The organism is Escherichia sp. B1147 (assembly GCF_001660175.1).
Classification (GTDB): domain Bacteria; phylum Pseudomonadota; class Gammaproteobacteria; order Enterobacterales; family Enterobacteriaceae; genus Escherichia; species Escherichia whittamii.
In genome coordinates this window covers 56,752-76,850 of record NZ_LFHY01000003.1, presented here as the reverse complement: position 1 = coordinate 76,850, position 20,099 = coordinate 56,752, and the positions used below count along the sequence as shown (strand labels likewise).

Below are 20,099 nucleotides of genomic sequence, written 5' to 3'. Positions count from 1 at the left end.
TATCGTCGATGCGCAAGATTGCAGCGTTATCGAGCCGTATACCGTTCAGGATTGCGATAAAAAATCGTCTGAGATGACAAAAATATTGCGGCTAAAAAGTGTACTTTTACACTGGCGAAGAAACGCCGGTAACATACAATTAAAGCATCAACACCAACCGGAACCTCCACCACGTGCTCGAATGAGGTGTGTTGACGTCGGGGGAAACCCTCCTGTGTACCAGCGGGATAGAGAGAAAGACAAAGACCGGAAAACAAACTAAAGCGCCCTTGTGGCGCTTTAGTTTTGTTCATCTTCCAGTAAGCGTGCGCCGGTACCTTCTTCTCCTAATCGGTCGCCCGGGTTACGCAACGGGCAATCACTGCGCGAAAGGCAGCCACAACCAATACATCCATCCAGTTCGTCACGCAGCGCCACTAAGGTATGAATGCGCCGATCCAACTCTTCTCGCCATTGGGACGAAAGCTGTTTCCACTCTTTCGCACTTAACGTATGCCCTTCTGGCAACACGCCAAACGCTTCACGAATGGTTGCGAGCGGAATGCCAATACGCTGAGCAATTTTGATAATTGCGACATATCGCAACACATCACGTTTATATCGCCGCTGATTGCCGCTATTACGGATACTGGTAATCAACCCTTTGCTTTCATAGAAATGCAGCGCCGATACCGCCACACCGCTGCGTTTCGCCACTTCGCCGGGGGTTAGCAGCGCTTTAATGCGGGGTAATTTCTTTTCCATAAATCGCTTTACCTCAAGTTAACTTGAGGAATTATACTCCCCAACAGATGAATTAACGAACTGAACACTGAAAAGAGGCAGATTTATGTCCCATCAGAAAATTATTCAGGATCTTATCGCATGGATTGACGAGCATATTGACCAGCCGCTTAACATTGATGTCGTCGCAAAAAAATCTGGCTATTCAAAGTGGTACTTGCAACGGATGTTCCGCACGGTGACGCATCAGACGCTTGGCGATTACATTCGCCAGCGCCGTCTGTTACTGGCCGCCGTTGAGTTGCGCACCACCGAGCGTCCGATTTTTGATATCGCAATGGACCTGGGTTATGTCTCTCAGCAGACCTTTTCCCGCGTTTTCCGTCGGCAGTTTGATCGCACTCCCAGCGATTATCGCCACCGTATCTAGAATTATTGCCCGCACATTAACTCATGTGCGGGCAATTTCCCTGTCCATTCCATAAACATTTGCGGTGGCATCGCCTTTGCAAAGTACCAGCCCTGACAATAACGCACGCCGCGTTTGCGCAGCCAATTAACTTGCTCCGACGTTTCTACCCCTTCCGCTATCGTTTTTAGCCCCAGACTATGCGCCAGTTCAATGATGTGTTCCGCAATCAAATGGCTGGTTTTGTGCGTGGTCAGCGTCTCAACAAACGATTTATCGATTTTCAAAATATCGATATTCAATGAATTAAGGTTGTGCAAGTTAGAGTAGCCAATGCCGAAGTCATCAATCGCAACTTCATAACCGGCCTGACGGAAAGCATGAATAATCGGCGTCATTTTGGTGACATCAAGAAACGCATGTTCAGTGACTTCAAATTTAATTTGCTGCGGATGCACCGCGTATTGCTCTATTTTCTGATTGGTGCACGCAATTAAACGCGATGTATGAAAATCGGAGGCCGACAGGTTAATAGAAATATAGCGATCGGCATGTGTTGCCAGATACGCCCCCAGATCGCTGAATACATTATCAATAACATAATCAGTTACTAACTCAATCATCCCCTCTTTTTCCGCCAACGGGATAAACTCTGCCGGACTCATCACTTGCCCCTGGCCACCAGGCCAACGTAGCAACGCTTCAGCGCCAATACATTTTTCTGTTTTGATATCGATAATTGGCTGGTAATAAAGACAAAGCTGTCGTTTTTCGAGGGCGCGTTGCAATTTGCGTTTAGGTGACTGATACTCCTGGCTAATCCGCAACCAGAGTAACAGCAGTACCAGACTGCAAAAAATACCTGCGGGCAAAGCAAAGATAAGGTGATTATAAAAATGAGCGATAAGACGTTTATTTGAAGTGGCAACAATGGCCGCAATCGGGCGTTTTGTCGAATGTACCATCGCATACAAATGACCATTTCGTTGCACAGTTAACTCATTCAGATGAATTAGCGGAGTAAACGTTTCAGCCGAGGCCTGGTTGCTTAACGAAAAAAAGGTTTTCGTCACCGTATCATACACGCCCCATTGCAGCGTCGGATCGTCAGATATCACCTCACTCCAGAATAAAGGATTGATGACCGCCACATAATTACCCCGCTGCATATAAGTCATTTTATAACCGGAGAAAAAAGGGGTATCTCGGTAATAATAGATAGAAATATCAGGGGCGCGCTTATAATCTGCGGGGGAAATCATATACCCGTCAACAGGAGCGATAAGCGAAGAACATAAAAAACGGTTGTCATGGGCGTATATCAGTTCATTGATATAAAGATAGCCACGAATAATATTCAACATTCGCTTTTGATGATCCGGAGTACAAACTTGCCCCTGATAGCGTTCCGCTTCATCGCTCGCTGAATCTGCCTGTTGAATCACCAGCTCGGATTTATCCAGCGCCAGTTGGGCAAAGACACGAAGCTGATTGTTCACTTCTGATTTTGCCCAAATGAAGGCAATCCATAGTGACAAGATGATGGGAAGAAGAGCTACAAAGGTAATGCCCGGCAACGCCAGCAATTTGTGTCGTGCACGATGACTCATTTCTATCAATTCCCTGTCTGGTTATAGCTGGTCATTGCAAGGTGGAAACCCTGGCCACCGACGACGTTAGATAAATCTTACGGTATAAATAGCACTTTTGCCTGATTTGAAATTGATACCTTTATAATCGTTGTTTTAATAAAAATAACATGCTGATATCAAAAGGAATTTACTAAAAATGCGCGTCAGTCAGGAAGATACGATATTTTATATTTCTGCGTCGCCACTGAAAAACCACAAGATAAGCACGCTAATAAAAATAACGACACTATCTGGCTAACAAACAACCAATTGTGATATAGTTCACAAAAATAATGAAACACACTAATTGTTTCATTTTGGTATTTCGCAGGCCCCATGATAGCCAGAGTGCATCACGCCCCCCGTGAGAAAGCCGTGCTGTCCAGGGCATCGGTTATTTTCAGAGGAAATGTTCGATGGCTACCCTCACCACTGGCGTGGTTCTTCTTCGCTGGCAGCTTCTTAGCGCCGTACTGATGTTTCTGGCAAGTACGCTCAACATCCGTTTTCGTCGGTCTGATTACGTAGGGCTCGCGGTGATCAGCAGTGGTCTGGGCGTTGTTTCCGCCTGCTGGTTTGCGATGGGGCTGCTCGGAATCACAATGATGGATATTGCCGCAATCTGGCACAATATTGAGTCGGTAATGGTGGAAGCAACAAATCAGGCACCGCCACAATGGCCGATGATTTTGGTGTGATATACAGAAGCCTCCATATTGGAGGCTTCTTTTTTATCCCTGGCAGATGCGTTAATCACCTACCTTAAAACAATATAATCTATTGTTTTAGACAAAAATCAGAATGGGATATCGTCATCGAAATCCATCGGCGGCTCGTTAGACGGCGCTGCCGGTGCGGACTGCTGCGGGCGAGACTGCGCGCCGCCGCTGAACTGATTGCCACCCTGCGGCTGCTGAGGCTGACCCCAACCGCCCTGCGGCTGACCGCCGCCCATATTGCCGCCTGCCGGTGCGCCACCGCCCTGACGACCACCCAGCATCTGCATGGTGCCGCCAACGTTCACCACCACTTCTGTGGTGTAGCGCTCCTGACCAGATTGATCGGTCCATTTGCGGGTACGCAGCTGACCTTCGATATAAACCTGGGAACCTTTGCGCAGATATTCGCTGGCCACTTCAGCCAGTTTGCCGAACAGCACAACGCGGTGCCATTCAGTCTGCTCTTTCATCTCGCCGGTCGCTTTATCACGCCAGGATTCGGAAGTAGCCAGCGTAATGTTGGCAACTGCGCCACCATTTGGCATGTAGCGTACTTCCGGGTCCTGACCCAGATTACCAACGAGAATAACCTTGTTTACGCCTCTGCTGGCCATGTTCATGTCTCCTGAAAAAAACGTTCTAATAAGTGTAAACGCGCGATTGTAGCATTACCAATAGCGGTTTTACTATGTTGTGACCTCGGTTCCGCTAAACAATTCTGGTCAAACATTGTTACATAGCGCTCTGGGTTTTGCATTCCAACACTGTATATTCATTCAGGTCATTCTGTGTCATAATTAACCGTTTGTGATCGCCGGTAGCACCATGCCACCGGGCAAAAAAGCGTTTAATCCGGGAAAGGTGAATGGATAAGATCGAAGTTCGGGGCGCCCGCACCCATAATCTCAAAAACATCAACCTCGTAATCCCCCGCGACAAACTCATTGTCGTGACCGGGCTTTCGGGTTCTGGCAAATCCTCGCTAGCTTTCGACACCTTATATGCCGAAGGGCAGCGTCGTTACGTTGAATCCCTTTCCGCCTACGCGCGGCAGTTTCTGTCACTGATGGAAAAGCCAGACGTCGATCATATTGAGGGGCTTTCTCCTGCCATCTCAATTGAACAGAAATCGACGTCTCATAACCCGCGCTCCACGGTGGGGACAATCACCGAAATCCACGACTATTTGCGTCTGCTGTACGCTCGCGTCGGTGAGCCACGCTGCCCGGACCACGATGTTCCGCTGGCGGCGCAAACCGTCAGCCAGATGGTGGATAACGTGCTGTCGCAGCCGGAAGGTAAACGTCTGATGCTGCTGGCGCCGATTATTAAAGAGCGCAAAGGCGAACACACAAAAACGCTGGAGAATCTGGCAAGTCAGGGCTACATCCGTGCGCGCATAGATGGCGAAGTCTGCGATCTTTCCGATCCACCGAAACTGGAACTGCAAAAGAAACACACTATTGAAGTGGTTATTGATCGTTTCAAAGTGCGCGACGATCTCACCCAACGCCTGGCAGAGTCGTTTGAAACGGCGCTGGAGCTTTCTGGCGGTACGGCGGTCGTCGCTGATATGGACGATCCCAAAGCGGAAGAGCTGCTCTTCTCCGCCAACTTCGCCTGTCCGATTTGCGGTTACAGTATGCGTGAACTGGAACCGCGTCTGTTTTCGTTTAACAACCCGGCGGGGGCCTGCCCGACCTGTGACGGCCTCGGCGTACAGCAATATTTCGATCCTGACCGCGTGATCCAGAATCCGGAGCTGTCGCTGGCTGGCGGCGCGATCCGCGGCTGGGATCGCCGCAACTTCTATTACTTCCAGATGCTGAAATCGCTGGCAGATCACTATAAGTTCGACGTCGAAGCACCGTGGGGCAGCCTGAGCGCGAACGTGCATAAAGTGGTGCTGTACGGTTCTGGCAAAGAAAACATCGAATTCAAATACATGAACGATCGCGGCGATACCTCCATCCGCCGCCATCCGTTCGAAGGCGTACTGCATAATATGGAGCGCCGTTATAAAGAGACGGAATCCAGCGCGGTACGTGAAGAATTAGCCAAGTTTATCAGCAATCGTCCGTGTGCCAGCTGCGACGGAACACGTCTGCGTCGGGAAGCGCGCCACGTTTATGTCGAGAATACGCCGCTGCCTGCTATCTCCGACATGAGCATTGGCCATGCGATGGAATTCTTCAACAATCTCAAACTTGCCGGGCAAAGAGCGAAGATTGCGGAAAAAATCCTCAAAGAGATTGGCGACCGCCTGAAATTTCTCGTTAACGTCGGTTTGAACTATCTGACACTTTCCCGCTCGGCAGAAACGCTTTCCGGCGGTGAAGCCCAGCGTATCCGTCTGGCGAGTCAGATTGGCGCGGGGCTGGTTGGCGTTATGTACGTGCTCGATGAGCCGTCTATCGGCCTGCACCAGCGCGATAACGAGCGCCTGCTGGGTACGCTTATCCACCTGCGCGATCTGGGTAATACCGTAATTGTGGTGGAGCACGACGAAGACGCTATTCGCGCCGCTGACCACGTTATCGACATTGGCCCGGGCGCTGGCGTACACGGTGGTGAAGTGGTCGCGGAAGGTCCGCTGGAAGCGATTATGGCCGTGCCAGAGTCGTTAACCGGACAGTACATGAGCGGCAAACGCAAGATTGAAGTGCCGAAGAAACGCGTTCCGGCGGATCCAGAAAAAGTGCTGAAGCTGACAGGCGCACGCGGCAACAACCTGAAAGACGTGACGCTGACGCTGCCGGTGGGTCTGTTTACCTGCATTACTGGTGTTTCAGGTTCCGGTAAATCCACGCTAATTAACGACACGCTGTTCCCGATTGCCCAACGCCAGTTGAACGGCGCGACTATCGCCGAACCGGCACCGTATCGCGATATTCAGGGGCTGGAACATTTCGACAAAGTGATCGATATCGACCAGAGCCCGATTGGTCGTACTCCGCGTTCTAACCCGGCGACCTATACCGGCGTGTTTACGCCTGTACGTGAACTGTTTGCGGGCGTACCGGAATCCCGTGCGCGCGGCTATACGCCAGGTCGTTTCAGCTTTAACGTTCGTGGCGGACGCTGCGAAGCCTGTCAGGGCGATGGCGTGATCAAAGTGGAGATGCACTTCCTGCCGGATATTTACGTGCCGTGCGACCAGTGCAAAGGTAAACGCTATAACCGTGAAACGCTGGAGATTAAGTACAAAGGCAAAACCATCCACGAAGTGCTGGATATGACCATCGAAGAGGCGCGAGAGTTCTTTGATGCGGTGCCAGCTCTGGCGCGTAAGCTGCAAACGTTGATGGACGTTGGCCTGACGTACATCCGCCTCGGGCAGTCCGCCACCACACTTTCTGGTGGTGAAGCCCAGCGCGTGAAGCTGGCGCGTGAGCTGTCAAAACGCGGCACCGGGCAGACGCTGTATATTCTCGACGAGCCGACTACCGGCCTGCACTTTGCCGATATTCAGCAACTGCTCGACGTACTGCATAAACTGCGCGATCAGGGCAACACCATTGTGGTGATTGAGCACAATCTCGACGTGATCAAAACCGCCGACTGGATTGTTGACCTGGGGCCGGAGGGCGGCAGCGGCGGCGGCGAAATCCTCGTCTCCGGCACGCCAGAAACCGTCGCGGAGTGCGAAGCCTCACATACGGCACGCTTCCTCAAGCCGATGCTGTAGCATCAACTATCGCGCCCTGGGATCCCAGGGCGTGCAAGGAAACTGAATATTTAAAGGATTAAACATCAGATGAATATGCCATGCTGCGCTCTGCTCTTCGCGGGACTGATTGGACTTAGCAGTATCTGTAATGCGAAACAACTTACTCCTGAACAAGTAACCAATCTCTATCTACACACCTTTATCAATGGCAATTCAGCCAGTGCCAACACGTTATATAACGCTATTAAGGCAGAGTTTCCGGGTTATGCCGATACAGTAAGTCGCGCAACGGTAGAAGACCTTCCGCAGGACATTGCAGCTGTACTGATCGACGGCCAGTGGGGTAATTTTCTCGATACGATATCTGATGCCGATCAGAAAAAGTTGGAGCCTGCCTCGCATCAATTCTTTGCTGCGGTTGTTACCGCTTTAATGCGTTCCGATTGCCATGCAACTCATAGTGAAAAGGATGATAATGCTTCTTTTGCTGGCCAGTATGTCGTAGCAGTGCAGTTCAGCTGCACAGTTCCAGCCATCCAGCCAGATATGACGAAACTGGTTAAACTTGCCGCCGCAGAAACACCAGACATCAGCGCGCTGGAAAAAATGCTACGCCAATACAGTGCCAGCCTTGCCAAAGCGCCAATGAACAAAACTATTCATGGGCAATTTAAACTAATGCATATGGAACAAAAGACGTGGCTTGCACACATCAAGGGGGAAAAATTGCCGCCCGAAACGCCTGCAAGCCTGGAGAAAGGCATCTGGTATCCCACAGAAGATGGGCATATTTTACCGTTTATTGTACTGGAAGTGATAGACAGAGAGATTTTTTCTCCGCTTTAATCACAGTCAACAGCATTACACCAGCAATTTACGTTTTTCTTCCGGCAGCAAATTCACCGCCTGCTGATACGACGCATCGACCAGATAATAGATTTGCGAATCCGGCAACGACCCGTCGAGATACACGGTGCTCCAGTGCGCTTTGTTCAGATGTCGGCTGGGACGAACATCGCTATGCTGCTGTCGCAAAAGCTCGGCCAGAGCAGGGCTGGTTTTCAGCGAAACCGCTGGGCGATTTTCCACTTCTTTCACCATCGCAAACAGCACATCTTCCACTTTGATTTGCGTTGCTTTCCAGTCGCTATGCACACTCTGTTCTGCGCCTGGTTTTGCCATGCAATATTGTAGCAACTCCGAAATAGTCATTTTTTACTCCCCTTGAAGTGTCGCAATGATGCGACGCGATCCGCCGTGGATGCGATGTTCCCCAAGCCATATTCCCTGCCAGGTGCCGGTCTGAATACGCCCCTTATGCACTGGCAATACGAGCGATACCCCCAGCATCGAGGATTTGATATGAGAAGGCATATCGTCTGCCCCTTCATAGTCATGCTCATAGTTTCCGTGGTCGGGAACGGTGCGGAGGAAAAAACGCTCCATGTCATGGCGTACCGTGGGGTCGCAATTCTCATTAAGTGTCAGAGAGGCGGAAGTGTGTTGCAGCAACAGGTGCAGTAAACCGACATTAACACGCGGCATATCAGCTAGTTGAGTCAGGATTTCATCCGTTACCAAATGAAACCCACGAGATTTAGCGCTAAGCGTGAGCGTCTTTTGAAACCACATGTGCTGCTCCTTGATAAAACTCTCTTAATCAGTTTGCAGCAAGACAGCGAAAGGATAAAGGTGTGATTAAAAAAACAGCACTCGGGAGAGCCAGACACTCTCCCGACTTATCAGTACTCTGAATTGATGATTACCTCTTCATCGAATGCCCCCGCTTGTGGCAAGGGTTTGTAGGTGGAGTTGGAGGCTCGCAGAATGCGGATGCCACGGATGCCAGCATCACGCGCAGCGGTAATATCGTTATCGGAATCACCATAAAAAATTCGGATATTTTTATCCTGTAGCCACTGCGTTTTTGTATTTTGTCCTGCTTTATCGCCCGCAAAAATCACCGGATTCATACTGGTTGCAGGAATATGAAAGTCATCAGCCAGCGTTTTTGACACTGTTTCAGTTTTCGTCGGGCTACGACCCGTCACAAAGAAAATGGTGTCGCCACGGCGGACATGCATATCAATTAGCTGACGCGCGACCTCTTTTGGAATACTGAATTCATCCCAACCGTTGTTCATCTTTTCCCAGAATGCTGGGTTTTTTAGATAATCTTCGCTTTCTGGCGAGAAGGTTTTTTTGCCGCGCCAGAATCCGGGGCTGGAAAACAGAACAGTGTCATCAATATCAAAGCCAACAGCCATCTGTGGACGTCCTGCCAGACTATTTTCAATTTGGGCGACTGAAACCCAATGAATTGGCGCCTGTTCAGCGAGTTTGGCTACGTTAGTACCCGGATTAAGCGGTGAAGGTGATGAGGCCAGGGCAACAGCGGAACTGTTTAGAGCGAACAATAAGCAAACGGCACTCAATGCCTGTGTGATCTTGCGCATATTTTTCCCTAAATAGTCAGTAAGTTAAAACTTTTTATTGTGAGATTTGTTGAAAAAACCATCTGACCATAACGCCAGCAGCGGGGGAAAGGAAGGATTATCTGCGGTTTTGTTAGAGAAAGGGAGCAGGATCACATGAGAGAAGTTCGTGTTTTTTAATAACTTAATGTCTATCCATGGTGTAGGTATATCCATTTAGTCCGTGGTTAATATCGCTTTACAGAAGGAAGCGGCTTCGTATGAGGGGGCAGAATATTTCTCTCACTCTATTCTCCAGTATAGTAATTGTATTAATAAGTTAAAATTGAGCAGGCGGCTGTTCAACCACCTGCTAACGACATCACATCACTGCTGCGAACGCCTTCGCCACGCGATGCACATTTTGCGCGTTAAGCCCGGCAACACACATGCGCCCGCTGGCAATCAGGTAAACACCAAACTCTTCACGCAGTCGGTCAACCTGAGCAGCACTTAAACCGGTATAGCTGAACATGCCGCGCTGCTTAAGCAGATAATCAAAATTGCGTTCTGGCATCTCTTTACTCAATACCTTCACCAGTTCCTGACGCATCGCCAGAATACGGGTACGCATTTCTTCTACTTCCGCCAGCCAGCTGGCTTTTAACGCCACATCATTCAGCACCGTAGCCACCACCTGCGCACCAAAATTCGGCGGGCTGGAGTAAATACGGCGCACAGTAGCTTTGAGTTGCCCCAGCACGCGGCCTGCGACTTCGGCATCTTCACACACCACAGAAAGACCACCGACACGTTCGCCGTAAAGGGAGAAAATTTTCGAGAATGAATTGCTCACCAGAGCAGGTAATCCAGCGCTGGCGATCGCGCGAATGGCGTAGGCATCTTCTTCCATACCGGCACCAAATCCTTGATAGGCAATATCGAGGAATGGGATAAGTTCGCGTGCTTTGAGAATTTCAATCACCGCGTCCCATTGGTCGTTGGTGAGATCGGCGCCCGTTGGGTTATGACAGCACGGATGCAGCAGCACAATGCTGCGGGCAGGTAATGTTTTCAGCGTCGCCAACAGGTCATTAAAACGCACACCGTTGGTTGCTTCATCATACCAGGGGTAAGTACTCACTTCGAATCCAGCTCCCGCGAATATTGCCACATGGTTTTCCCAGGTGGGATCGCTGACCCAGACGCCTGATTCCGGGAAGTAGCGTTTCAGGAAGTCAGCGCCCACTTTCAATGCCCCCGAGCCGCCAAGCGTTTGAATGGTTGCTACGCGCTGTTGTTGCAGTACCGGATGGTCGGTGCCAAACAGCAGCGGCGCAATGGCATGGCGATAGCTGGTAAGCCCTTCCATTGGCAAGTAAAGCGAAGCACCGTGAGGCTGCGCATTCAGACGCGCTTCTGCTTCTGCCACGGCTTTTAGTTGCGGAATAATCCCGTCTTCGTTGTAGTACAGACCGATACTCAAATTCACTTTGTCGCTGCGAGTGTCTTCTTTAAAACGCTCCATAAGCGAAAGAATCGGGTCGCCAGCGTAGGCGTCAACTTTTTGAAACACGCGATGGTTCTCCAGGTTTACGGGCAGGTGGTTAAAACACAATAAACCGGAAGATGGCGAAGATCGAGAGGATGTTCAGCGGCGAACGACAATTAACAACGGAGTAAGACTGATGGCAAACGCAAAACCGCCAGATGCCTGGCGTTTATCATGCGTTGCAAGAATATCAATTTATTGAATTTACAAGATATTATGGGCCGGATAAGACATTAACGCCGCATCCGGCACAGACAATCAACTATTGCAGAACGATTAATCGACGTATTTCATCGCGACCCTTGACGTCAGGCGCGTGATAAGTTCGTAAGCACTCACTTTTGTTATTTCAGCGATACGCTCTACGGGCAAACCTTCGCCCCATAAAATGACCTGATCCCCGGCTTTATCCTGCGCCTGCGGGCCTAAATCAACGCAGATCATATCCATCGCCACGCGACCGACAATCGGCACTTCGCGACCATTGACCAGCACCGGAGTACCAGACGGTGCAGCACGCGGATAACCATCGCCATAGCCCATTGCGACTACGCCGAGACGGGTATCACGTTCGCTAATCCAGGTTCCGCCATAACCTACCGGTTCACCCGCTTTATGCTCGCGCACGGCAATCAGGCTGGAGGTCAGTGACATCACCGGCTGGCAGCCGAAATCGGCACCGGTGGAGCGATCTTCCAGTGGCGACACGCCGTAAAGAATGATGCCCGGGCGCACCCAGTCAAAATGCGACTGTGGCCACAGCAAAATGCCACCTGACGCAGCAATCGAACGCTGACCCGGTTTGCCTTCGCAAAAGGTGTTGAAGATATCGAGTTGTTTTTCAGTTGCGCCACATTGCGGTTCATCAGCACGAGCAAAGTGACTGACAATATTCACCGGCTGACGGACGTTTTTACATTGCGTAAGACGATGATAAAACGCCTCGGCTTGTTCCGGCCTGACGCCCAGACGGTGCATACCCGTATCGAGTTTCATCCAGACGGTAACCGGCTCTTCCAGGCTAGCCTCTTCCAGAGCTGCGAGCTGTTCTTCGTTATGCACAGCAGTGTGAAAATGCTGGGCAGAAATTGTCGGCAGATCTCTGGCGTCAAAAAAGCCTTCGAGCAGCAACACAGGTTTGGTGATTCCTCCCGCCCGGAGTCGCTGGGCTTCTTCGAGACGGGCAACGCCAAAGGCGTCGGCATCAGGAAGCGTTCGCGCGGTTTCAAGAAGACCGTGACCATAAGCGTTCGCTTTCACCACCGCAACCATTTTACTGGCAGGTGCCAGTTCACGAAGACGTTGCAGGTTGTGTCGCAGAGCGCGGCGGTTAATCACTACAGTTGCCGCTTGCATTTGTGTTCCTTGATAAGTGTTTGCTTTAATTACCTAATACATAAAATAATTATTATTCGTCGTCGTACTGCGGCCCCGCGTAGTTGTCGAAGCGCGACCATTGACCGTTAAAGGTCAGGCGTACCGTCCCGATTGGGCCGTTACGTTGTTTACCGATAATAATTTCCGCGATGCCTTTCAAATCACTGTTCTCGTGATAAACCTCATCACGATAGATAAACATGATCAAGTCTGCATCCTGCTCGATGGAGCCAGATTCACGCAAGTCGGAGTTGACCGGGCGTTTGTCGGCACGTTGTTCCAGAGAACGGTTCAACTGGGACAGGGCCACCACCGGCACGTTCAGTTCTTTCGCCAGAGCTTTCAGCGAGCGGGAGATTTCTGCAATTTCCAGCGTACGGTTGTCGGAAAGTGACGGCACACGCATCAGCTGCAGGTAGTCGATCATGATAAGCCCGATGCCGCCATGCTCACGGGCAATGCGACGCGCGCGCGAGCGCACTTCCGTTGGCGTCAGACCGGAGGAGTCATCGATATAGATATTACGTTTTTCGAGCAAAATGCCCATCGTGCCGGAAATACGCGCCCAGTCTTCATCATCCAGTTGCCCGGTACGGATTTTGGTCTGGTCGACGCGCGACAGCGACGCCAGAGAACGCATCATAATCTGTTCCGATGGCATCTCCAGTGAGAAGATAAGCACCGGCTTATCCTGCAACATCGCCGCGTTTTCGACGAGGTTCATCGCAAATGTCGTTTTACCCATCGACGGACGCGCTGCGACGATAATCAAGTCCGACGGCTGCAAACCGGCAGTTTTTTTGTTGAGATCGTCATAGCCGGTGTTTACCCCGGTCACGCCATCGTGCGGCTGCTGGAACAATTGCTCAATACGCGCCACGGTAGCGTCGAGCACATCGGCGATGTTCTTCGGACCTTCATCTTTATTGGCGCGACTTTCGGCAATTTTAAAGACGCGGGATTCAGCAAGGTCGAGCAAGTCTTCACTGGTGCGTCCTTGCGGATCAAAACCAGCTTCGGCAATCTCGTTAGCAACCGAGATCATCTCACGGACAACAGCACGTTCGCGTACGATGTCAGCATAAGCGCTGATGTTCGCTGCACTTGGGGTATTTTTTGACAGTTCTGCCAGATAAGCAAAACCACCGACGCTATCAAGCTGCCCCTGACGCTCCAGCGATTCCGCCAGAGTTATCAGGTCTATCGGTCTACCGCCTTCCTGCAAACGCGCCATTTCGGTAAAGATATGGCGGTGCGGACGGGTGTAGAAATCGTCTGCCACTACACGCTCGGCCACATCGTCCCAGCGTTCGTTATCCAGCATTAAACCGCCCAACACCGACTGCTCCGCTTCGATCGAGTGCGGAGGCACTTTCAGCCCGGCAACTTGTGGATCGCGTTCGCGGGGTTCAGCCTGCTGTTTGTTGAAGGGTTTATTTCCTGCCATAGTGAATGGAGTTACCGAGATAAAGAATGGGTCGAAACTTTACCATATGAAGCAGACCCTGACGATACGTTCTGGAGGACACATGGCAACACGCATCGAATTTCACAAGCACGGTGGTCCGGAAGTACTACAAGCCGCAGAGTTTACTCCTGCCGCCCCGGCAGAGAATGAAATCCAGGTCGAAAATAAAGCCATTGGCATTAATTTTATCGACACGTATATCCGCAGCGGCCTTTATCCGCCGCCATCGCTGCCCAGTGGATTAGGGACAGAAGCAGCTGGCATAGTGAGCAAAGTCGGCAGCGGCGTGAAACATATTAAAGCGGGCGATCGTGTGGTTTATGCGCAGTCAACGTTAGGGGCTTACAGTTCTGTGCATAACGTTAATGCCGATAAAGCGGCAATTCTGCCAGCGGCGATCTCTTTTGAGCAAGCGGCCGCGTCGTTCCTGAAAGGATTAACAGTTTATTATCTGCTGCGCAAAACGTATGAAATCAAACCTGACGAACAGTTCCTGTTCCATGCGGCTGCTGGTGGCGTGGGCTTAATTGCCTGCCAGTGGGCAAAAGCCTTAGGGGCAAAACTTATTGGCACCGTCGGCAGCGCGCAAAAAGCACAAAGCGCCTTAAAAGCAGGCGCATGGCAGGTGATTAACTATCGCGAAGAGAATCTGGTCGAGCGGTTAAAAGAGATTACCGACGGCAAGAAAGTGCGCGTAGTGTACGATTCCGTGGGCAGAGACACCTGGGAACGGTCGCTGGATTGCCTGCAACGTCGCGGTTTAATGGTCAGTTTTGGCAACTCATCAGGCGCGGTTACCGGCGTTAACTTAGGCATTCTCAATCAGAAAGGCTCGCTATATGTAACGCGCCCTTCCCTGCAAGGTTATATCACCACGCGGGAGGAGTTAACTGAAGCCAGTAATGAGCTGTTTTCATTGATTGCCAGTGGCGTAATTAAAGTGGATGTCGCGGAACAACAGAAATATCCGCTGAAGGATGCGCAGCGTGCGCATGAGATTCTGGAAAGCCGGGCGACACAGGGTTCCAGCTTACTGATTCCATAAAGAAATTGGGCTTCCACCTGGGAAGCCCTTTCTTTTATAGTTCGGCTGTATGTAGGGTACAGCACGATGAATCTGTTAGAGGCGCAATAGTGACAGATTTGATAATCAATTCCTATTTTGTTCTAAGGATAAAACCTGAGGTTGTGATCATCCGCACAATCCCTTAGTAACGCCAGCGGTCATAACGCTGATATTTCGGCACTTTTGGCGCTTTAATCGCCTTGATCACCCACACTACTGCAATTGCCAATAACAGCCACGGCAGCAACTTAATCATCAATGCCAGCATACCGCCGAGGAACATAATGGCCGTCGCCACAACCAGCGCGGCGATAATGCCCAGCAACGAAACGCCGGTGACCATCAACATGACAAAAAAGCCAATCACAAAAAGTAGTTCCAGCATGATGTTCTCCCAAATATGAAATCTCTTGCAGCCATTACAAGAATCATGCCAAAACATAATATGTTGATTTATAAAAAATATGCCCCGCGGCGATGCGCAGGGCATGGTGAATTTGACTACTTTGTGGTGAAAAATTAACGCTTATCTGCCACCAGTTTGAGCGCATGTTCCAGCACGTTAATGTCAGCGCCCGCTTTATGGGCATTTTCACTTAAATACCGCCGCCACTGACGCGCGCCAGGAATCCCCTGGAACAGCCCCAGCATATGCCGGGTGATATGGCCCAGATACGTTCCCTGGCTGAGTTCACGCTCAATGTACGGGTACATGGCGCGCACCACTGCCACCGGGTCAGCATCGGTATCCGAGGAACCAAATATCTCTCGATCCACCGCCGCCAGAATGCCTGGATTTTGATATGCCTCGCGCCCCACCATCACGCCATCCATATACTGCAAATGCACCTTAGCCTCTTCCAGTGACTTGATGCCGCCGTTAATCGACATTGTCAGATGCGGGAAATCACGCTTCAGTTGATAGACGCGCGGGTAATCGAGCGGTGGGATTTCACGGTTTTCTTTCGGGCTTAAACCAGAAAGCCAGGCTTTACGCGCATGGATGATAAACATCTCGCATTCACCTTTGCCGGAAACGGTGTTGATGAAATCACAGAGAAATTCATAGCTGTCCAGGTCGTCAATGCCAATACGCGTTTTCACCGTCACTGGAATCGATACTACGTCGCGCATCGCTTTTACGCAGTCGGCTACCAGTTGCGCATTGCCCATCAGGCATGCGCCAAACATGCCGTTCTGTACCCGGTCAGATGGACAACCGACGTTCAGATTGATTTCATCGTATCCGCGCGCTTCTGCCAGTTTTGCGCACTGTGCCAGCGCCGCCGGATCGCTACCGCCCAACTGCAACGCCACCGGATGCTCCTCCTCACTGTATGCCAGGTAATCACCTTTACCGTGAATAATCGCCCCCGTGGTTACCATTTCGGTATAGAGCAACGTATTGCGGGAAAGCAGACGCAGGAAATAACGGCAGTGTCTGTCCGTCCAGTCGAGCATAGGAGCAATAGAGAAACGGTATGCGGGATAAGCGGTTTGTGATTCTTCTGACATGGCGATTTTTTAAGCATCTGGTGAATTGGGGGCGCTACTATAGCATAACGAATATGCGATCAGGCAATGTGACAGCTTCGACGCCCGGTTGTCGGCGTTTAAGTGAGAATTATGGTAAAGTAAGGACATTCTTAACCCCACTTTCGAGGTGCACAATGGAAAAGACCACAACGCAGGAGTTATTGGCGCAGGCTGAAAAACTCTGCGCGCAGCGTAATGTGCGCCTGACTCCACAACGTCTCGAAGTGCTGCGCCTGATGAGCCTGCAAGAAGGGGCTATCAGCGCCTACGATCTACTTGATTTGCTGCGCGAAGCCGAGCCGCAGGCCAAGCCGCCGACAGTTTATCGCGCGCTCGATTTTCTGCTTGAACAAGGTTTTGTGCATAAGGTGGAGTCCACCAACAGCTATGTGCTCTGCCATCTGTTCGATCAGCCTACGCATACTTCAGCCATGTTTATTTGCGATCGCTGCGGCGCGGTTAAAGAAGAGTGTGCGGAAGGTGTGGAAGACATCATGCATACGCTGGCGGCAAAAATGGGGTTTGCCCTGCGGCATAATGTGATTGAAGCACATGGACTCTGTGCGGCATGTGTGGAAGTTGAAGCGTGTCGTCATCCTGAACAGTGCCATCATGACCACTCTCTTCAAGTGAAAAAGAAACCCCGCTAAGAGGGCGTACATCCTTGTACACGTCGGGCAGGAGGGATTAATTACCAACGGTAATCATGGCGTTTTTCCCAGCTATCAACCTCTTTTTCTGCCTGATCTTTCTGGTAACCGTAACGTTCCTGGATTTTACCCACTAACTGGTCACGTTTGCCTTCAATGACCGTCATGTCATCATCGGTCAGTTTGCCCCATTGCTCTTTCACTTTACCTTTGAACTGTTTCCAGTTACCGCCGACTTCGTCTTTATTCATATTCAAATCCTCATCGTTAGGTGGTGAATGAGAGTACGCTCACTTTTCTTCTGAACGTGGGATTAAGTGTAGTCAGGAATCTGGCTTAGGATTATTTATTCAGAATTTTTAACCGTCACGCTCCGGCAAACCAGGTTCCGTTACGCCAGTGACGACGCCAGATAGCAGCCAGAGAAAGCCCGCGCAGCGCCAGAAAGACGGTTAACGCCAGCCATAAACCATGGTTACCCAACCACGGCAACGTCAGTAGAGTTAAAGCAAACCCTGCTGCAGCGACTGCCATACTATTGCGCATTTCGGCAGCGCGTGTTGCGCCAATAAACATACCGTCCAGCAGATAACACCAGACTCCCACCAGCGGTAAAATAACCTGCCAGATTAGGTAGCGATCGGCCAGATTCTGGATCTGCGTTAACGACGTTAGCAACGCGATGATATATTCACCCGCCAGCAAATAAACCACCGAAAACAACAGTGCCACGATCCCCGACTGGCGGCATGCAGCGCGCCAGACATCCAGTAACTGGCTACCGTCGCGCGCGCCATACGCCTGACCGGAGTGGGCTTCAACGGCATAGGCAAAACCATCCAGCGCATAGGCGGTAAAGGTGAGTAGCGTCATCAGAACCGCGTTGACGGCGATAATATCGCTCCCCAGTCGCGCGCCAAGAACTGTTATTGCGCCAAAACAGAGTTGCAGCAGCAGTGATCTCAGCATAATGTCGCGGTTAAGCGCCAGCAAACGTCGGAAGTTTCCTCGCCAGGCTGTTTTCAGCATTTCGCCGGAGATACCGCGTAGTTTGATGATTTTACGCACCATGAGCAGGCCAATAAGCAACGTCGCATATTCGGCAAGCACTGTTGCCAGCGCCGCGCCTTGCACGTTCATATGCAGCCCCATCACCAGCCAGACATCCAACACAATGTTGAGGATATTGCCAACCACTAACAAAATCACTGGCGCGCGGGCATATTGCACGCCGAGCAACCAGCCGAGCAGCACCAGATTCGCCAGCGACGCAGGCGCGCTTAACCAGCGGATTTCAAGAAAGCGCCGCGCCTGTTCCAGAACCGCTTCGCTACCGCCAACAATATCCAGCGCCAGCTCGATAATCGGCGTACGCAGTAACGCAATCAACACTCCGGCCCCCAGTGCCAGCAGCAACGGCTGCACCAGCGCACGCGCTAATGCCTGAGGATTTTTGGCACCATAAGCCTGTGCAGTAAGCCCGGTAGTGCTCATACGCAAAAACAGCAACAGCATAAAGAGAAAACTGGTCGCCGTTGCGCCAACCGCCACGCCGCCCAGATAAACCGGGCTATCAAGATGACCAATGACCGCCGTATCAACCAGCCCCAGCAAGGGAACGGTGATATTGGAGAAAATCATGGGTAAGGCGAGATGCCAGAGTGCTTTATCAGATGAAGTGAGGAATGCCATGCAGACAAGCCTGATGAAGAGAGATTAAAAACAAACCGCGATGCCAGGCGGCATCGCGGTATCAGAGATAAATTACAGCCAGTCGCCGTTGCGAATAACCCCAACCGCCAGCCCTTCAATGCTGAAGCTCTGCTGACGAAGGTCAACGACAATTGGTTTAAACTCGCTATTTTCTGGCAGAAGCTCGACTTTATTGCCCTGTTTTTTCAGACGTTTAACGGTAACTTCGTCATCTATACGCGCGACAACAACCTGACCATTACGCACATCCTGGGTTTTATGCACCGCCAGCAAGTCGCCGTCCATAATGCCGATATCTTTCATCGACATCCCACTGACGCGCAGCAGGAAATCGGCATTCGGTTTGAACAGGGAAGGATCGACCTGATAATGACCTTCAATATGCTGCTGCGCCAGAAGCGGTTCACCGGCAGCCACACGACCTACCAGTGGCAATCCTTCTTCCTCTTCCTGCAACAGACGAATCCCGCGCGATGCGCCGGAAACAATTTCAATCACGCCTTTGCGTGCCAGCGCCTTCAGATGTTCTTCTGCCGCATTTGGGGAACGGAACCCCAAACGCTGCGCGATTTCCGCACGCGTCGGCGGCATACCTGTCTGGCTGATGTGATCACGGATGAGATCAAACACCTCTTGTTGCCTGGCCGTTAACGCTTTCATTCCGCCCCCTGGGTGTATATACAGTTATGCTGTGAGTATATACAGCAAAAGGTGATTTTGGAACCATAAACTGCACAATAAACCAGAGATTTATCGAATTCTGGAAGCGTCATCCAAAATGCGACCATAACAGAATGCACCAGGTAATCACGGCGACGATAATGGCGATCAGCACCGCGGCGGAGCCCATATCTTTCGCCCGCCCGGAAAGCTCATGGTATTCAGAACCAATACGGTCAACCACCGCTTCGATGGCACTATTGAGAATTTCCACAATCATCACCAGCATGACAGAACTAATAAGCAGTACGCGGGTTATTGCATCCACATCCAGCCAGCAGGCAATGACCACTGCCAACAACACCGCCACGCCTTCCTGACGGAATGCCGCTTCGTTGATCCATGCGGCACGTAAACCTTTCCAGGAATAGCCAGCGGCTTTGATAATTCGAGTGAATCCAGTGGTATTATTGGCCATCGAAAGAACCTTTTTACATTATGAGCGTCAATA

General features: G+C 50.9%; 21 protein-coding genes. 6 read left to right on the top strand and 15 right to left on the bottom strand.

Features of this window, described 5'->3' with window-relative positions; genetic code table 11:
* Positions 1-279: 279 nt before the first annotated feature.
* Positions 280-744, bottom strand: coding sequence for a redox-sensitive transcriptional activator SoxR (soxR, locus tag A9180_RS01630; protein WP_000412431.1), 465 nt, complete (start codon positions 742-744; stop codon positions 280-282).
* A gap of 85 nt (positions 745-829) precedes the next feature.
* Here soxR and soxS point away from each other — a divergent pair, with 85 nt between their 5' ends.
* Positions 830-1,153 carry a superoxide response transcriptional regulator SoxS gene (gene soxS, locus A9180_RS01625; protein ID WP_000019357.1) on the top strand — a complete coding sequence of 108 codons (324 nt, stop codon included), beginning with the start codon at positions 830-832 and terminating at the stop codon, positions 1,151-1,153.
* 2 nt (positions 1,154-1,155) lie between these two features.
* Here soxS and A9180_RS01620 read toward each other — a convergent pair whose 3' ends face one another.
* Entirely contained in the window at positions 1,156-2,742 is a 1,587-nt protein-coding gene (locus A9180_RS01620; RefSeq protein WP_064525604.1) for an EAL domain-containing protein, read from the bottom strand.
* A gap of 437 nt (positions 2,743-3,179) precedes the next feature.
* Between A9180_RS01620 and A9180_RS01615 the strand changes: the two genes are divergently transcribed.
* Positions 3,180-3,461: a YjcB family protein gene (locus tag A9180_RS01615; protein WP_064525602.1), complete on the top strand. Its 282-nt coding sequence runs from the start codon at positions 3,180-3,182 to the stop codon at positions 3,459-3,461.
* Between the two features lie 98 nt (positions 3,462-3,559).
* On the opposite strand, the gene ssb1 is transcribed toward A9180_RS01615, so the two are convergent.
* Positions 3,560-4,096: a single-stranded DNA-binding protein SSB1 gene (ssb1, locus tag A9180_RS01610; protein ID WP_064525598.1), complete on the bottom strand. Its 537-nt coding sequence runs from the start codon at positions 4,094-4,096 to the stop codon at positions 3,560-3,562.
* 251 nt (positions 4,097-4,347) lie between these two features.
* On the opposite strand from ssb1, the gene uvrA reads away from it, so the two are divergent.
* Together uvrA and A9180_RS01600 are read left to right on the top strand one after the other, a co-directional pair.
* Positions 4,348-7,170 (top strand): excinuclease ABC subunit UvrA, encoded by a 2,823-nt coding sequence (gene uvrA / locus A9180_RS01605; RefSeq protein ID WP_064525595.1) that lies wholly within the window; start codon positions 4,348-4,350, stop codon positions 7,168-7,170.
* Positions 7,171-7,239: 69 nt separating this feature from the next.
* Entirely contained in the window at positions 7,240-7,998 is a 759-nt protein-coding gene (locus A9180_RS01600; protein WP_064525594.1) for a hypothetical protein, read from the top strand.
* A gap of 15 nt (positions 7,999-8,013) precedes the next feature.
* Here A9180_RS01600 and A9180_RS01595 read toward each other — a convergent pair whose 3' ends face one another.
* The 6 genes from A9180_RS01595 to dnaB form a co-directional block, all read right to left on the bottom strand.
* Entirely contained in the window at positions 8,014-8,364 is a 351-nt protein-coding gene (locus A9180_RS01595) for an MmcQ/YjbR family DNA-binding protein (RefSeq protein WP_064525589.1), read from the bottom strand.
* A gap of 3 nt (positions 8,365-8,367) precedes the next feature.
* Positions 8,368-8,784 (bottom strand): secondary thiamine-phosphate synthase enzyme YjbQ, encoded by a 417-nt coding sequence (locus A9180_RS01590; RefSeq protein ID WP_064525586.1) that lies wholly within the window; start codon positions 8,782-8,784, stop codon positions 8,368-8,370.
* A 110-nt stretch (positions 8,785-8,894) separates the two neighbouring features.
* Positions 8,895-9,608: an acid phosphatase AphA gene (gene aphA, locus A9180_RS01585; protein WP_064525583.1), complete on the bottom strand. Its 714-nt coding sequence runs from the start codon at positions 9,606-9,608 to the stop codon at positions 8,895-8,897.
* 340 nt (positions 9,609-9,948) lie between these two features.
* Positions 9,949-11,142: an aromatic amino acid transaminase gene (gene tyrB / locus A9180_RS01580; protein WP_064525580.1), complete on the bottom strand. Its 1,194-nt coding sequence runs from the start codon at positions 11,140-11,142 to the stop codon at positions 9,949-9,951.
* A gap of 252 nt (positions 11,143-11,394) precedes the next feature.
* A complete protein-coding gene (gene alr / locus A9180_RS01575) occupies positions 11,395-12,474 on the bottom strand; it encodes an alanine racemase (protein ID WP_064525578.1) in 1,080 nt (359 codons plus the stop codon).
* A gap of 52 nt (positions 12,475-12,526) precedes the next feature.
* The gene (dnaB, locus tag A9180_RS01570; protein WP_064525575.1) at positions 12,527-13,942 is read right to left on the bottom strand and encodes a replicative DNA helicase; all 1,416 of its coding nucleotides are present in this window, start codon (positions 13,940-13,942) and stop codon (positions 12,527-12,529) included.
* 82 nt (positions 13,943-14,024) lie between these two features.
* On the opposite strand from dnaB, the gene A9180_RS01565 reads away from it, so the two are divergent.
* Positions 14,025-15,008 (top strand): quinone oxidoreductase, encoded by a 984-nt coding sequence (locus A9180_RS01565; RefSeq protein WP_064525572.1) that lies wholly within the window; start codon positions 14,025-14,027, stop codon positions 15,006-15,008.
* 163 nt (positions 15,009-15,171) lie between these two features.
* Here A9180_RS01565 and pspG read toward each other — a convergent pair whose 3' ends face one another.
* Together pspG and dusA are read right to left on the bottom strand one after the other, a co-directional pair.
* The gene (gene pspG, locus A9180_RS01560; RefSeq protein ID WP_000891404.1) at positions 15,172-15,414 is read right to left on the bottom strand and encodes an envelope stress response protein PspG; all 243 of its coding nucleotides are present in this window, start codon (positions 15,412-15,414) and stop codon (positions 15,172-15,174) included.
* 134 nt (positions 15,415-15,548) lie between these two features.
* On the bottom strand, positions 15,549-16,544 hold the full coding sequence (gene dusA, locus A9180_RS01555) for a tRNA dihydrouridine(20/20a) synthase DusA (RefSeq protein ID WP_064525569.1): 996 nt from the start codon (positions 16,542-16,544) through the stop codon (positions 15,549-15,551).
* 155 nt (positions 16,545-16,699) lie between these two features.
* On the opposite strand from dusA, the gene zur reads away from it, so the two are divergent.
* Positions 16,700-17,215 (top strand): zinc uptake transcriptional repressor Zur, encoded by a 516-nt coding sequence (gene zur, locus A9180_RS01550; RefSeq protein ID WP_064525566.1) that lies wholly within the window; start codon positions 16,700-16,702, stop codon positions 17,213-17,215.
* A 41-nt stretch (positions 17,216-17,256) separates the two neighbouring features.
* Here the strand turns inward: zur and A9180_RS01545 are convergent, their stop codons facing one another.
* From A9180_RS01545 to dgkA, 4 genes are all read right to left on the bottom strand, one after another.
* Positions 17,257-17,466: a CsbD family protein gene (locus A9180_RS01545; protein ID WP_001030602.1), complete on the bottom strand. Its 210-nt coding sequence runs from the start codon at positions 17,464-17,466 to the stop codon at positions 17,257-17,259.
* A 115-nt stretch (positions 17,467-17,581) separates the two neighbouring features.
* Entirely contained in the window at positions 17,582-18,907 is a 1,326-nt protein-coding gene (gene dinF, locus A9180_RS01540) for an MATE family efflux transporter DinF (protein WP_064525563.1), read from the bottom strand.
* Positions 18,908-18,979: 72 nt separating this feature from the next.
* Complete coding sequence (gene lexA, locus A9180_RS01535; protein ID WP_064525560.1) at positions 18,980-19,588, bottom strand: transcriptional repressor LexA; 609 nt, start codon at positions 19,586-19,588, stop codon at positions 18,980-18,982.
* A gap of 109 nt (positions 19,589-19,697) precedes the next feature.
* Positions 19,698-20,066 carry a diacylglycerol kinase gene (gene dgkA / locus A9180_RS01530; protein WP_000002907.1) on the bottom strand — a complete coding sequence of 123 codons (369 nt, stop codon included), beginning with the start codon at positions 20,064-20,066 and terminating at the stop codon, positions 19,698-19,700.
* Positions 20,067-20,099: the final 33 nt, after the last annotated feature.

What these genes read in the sequence shown, in the direction of transcription:
- soxR (WP_000412431.1), bottom strand. Translation starts at nt 744, where the DNA reads ATGGAAAAGAAATTACCCCGCATTAAAGCGCTGCTAACCCCCGGCGAA.
- soxS (WP_000019357.1), top strand. Translation starts at nt 830, where the DNA reads ATGTCCCATCAGAAAATTATTCAGGATCTTATCGCATGGATTGACGAG.
- A9180_RS01620 (WP_064525604.1), bottom strand. Translation starts at nt 2,742, where the DNA reads ATGAGTCATCGTGCACGACACAAATTGCTGGCGTTGCCGGGCATTACC.
- A9180_RS01615 (WP_064525602.1), top strand. Translation starts at nt 3,180, where the DNA reads ATGGCTACCCTCACCACTGGCGTGGTTCTTCTTCGCTGGCAGCTTCTT.
- ssb1 (WP_064525598.1), bottom strand. Translation starts at nt 4,096, where the DNA reads ATGGCCAGCAGAGGCGTAAACAAGGTTATTCTCGTTGGTAATCTGGGT.
- uvrA (WP_064525595.1), top strand. Translation starts at nt 4,348, where the DNA reads ATGGATAAGATCGAAGTTCGGGGCGCCCGCACCCATAATCTCAAAAAC.
- A9180_RS01600 (WP_064525594.1), top strand. Translation starts at nt 7,240, where the DNA reads ATGAATATGCCATGCTGCGCTCTGCTCTTCGCGGGACTGATTGGACTT.
- A9180_RS01595 (WP_064525589.1), bottom strand. Translation starts at nt 8,364, where the DNA reads ATGACTATTTCGGAGTTGCTACAATATTGCATGGCAAAACCAGGCGCA.
- A9180_RS01590 (WP_064525586.1), bottom strand. Translation starts at nt 8,784, where the DNA reads ATGTGGTTTCAAAAGACGCTCACGCTTAGCGCTAAATCTCGTGGGTTT.
- aphA (WP_064525583.1), bottom strand. Translation starts at nt 9,608, where the DNA reads ATGCGCAAGATCACACAGGCATTGAGTGCCGTTTGCTTATTGTTCGCT.
- alr (WP_064525578.1), bottom strand. Translation starts at nt 12,474, where the DNA reads ATGCAAGCGGCAACTGTAGTGATTAACCGCCGCGCTCTGCGACACAAC.
- dnaB (WP_064525575.1), bottom strand. Translation starts at nt 13,942, where the DNA reads ATGGCAGGAAATAAACCCTTCAACAAACAGCAGGCTGAACCCCGCGAA.
- A9180_RS01565 (WP_064525572.1), top strand. Translation starts at nt 14,025, where the DNA reads ATGGCAACACGCATCGAATTTCACAAGCACGGTGGTCCGGAAGTACTA.
- pspG (WP_000891404.1), bottom strand. Translation starts at nt 15,414, where the DNA reads ATGCTGGAACTACTTTTTGTGATTGGCTTTTTTGTCATGTTGATGGTC.
- dusA (WP_064525569.1), bottom strand. Translation starts at nt 16,544, where the DNA reads ATGTCAGAAGAATCACAAACCGCTTATCCCGCATACCGTTTCTCTATT.
- zur (WP_064525566.1), top strand. Translation starts at nt 16,700, where the DNA reads ATGGAAAAGACCACAACGCAGGAGTTATTGGCGCAGGCTGAAAAACTC.
- A9180_RS01545 (WP_001030602.1), bottom strand. Translation starts at nt 17,466, where the DNA reads ATGAATAAAGACGAAGTCGGCGGTAACTGGAAACAGTTCAAAGGTAAA.
- dinF (WP_064525563.1), bottom strand. Translation starts at nt 18,907, where the DNA reads ATGGCATTCCTCACTTCATCTGATAAAGCACTCTGGCATCTCGCCTTA.
- lexA (WP_064525560.1), bottom strand. Translation starts at nt 19,588, where the DNA reads ATGAAAGCGTTAACGGCCAGGCAACAAGAGGTGTTTGATCTCATCCGT.
- dgkA (WP_000002907.1), bottom strand. Translation starts at nt 20,066, where the DNA reads ATGGCCAATAATACCACTGGATTCACTCGAATTATCAAAGCCGCTGGC.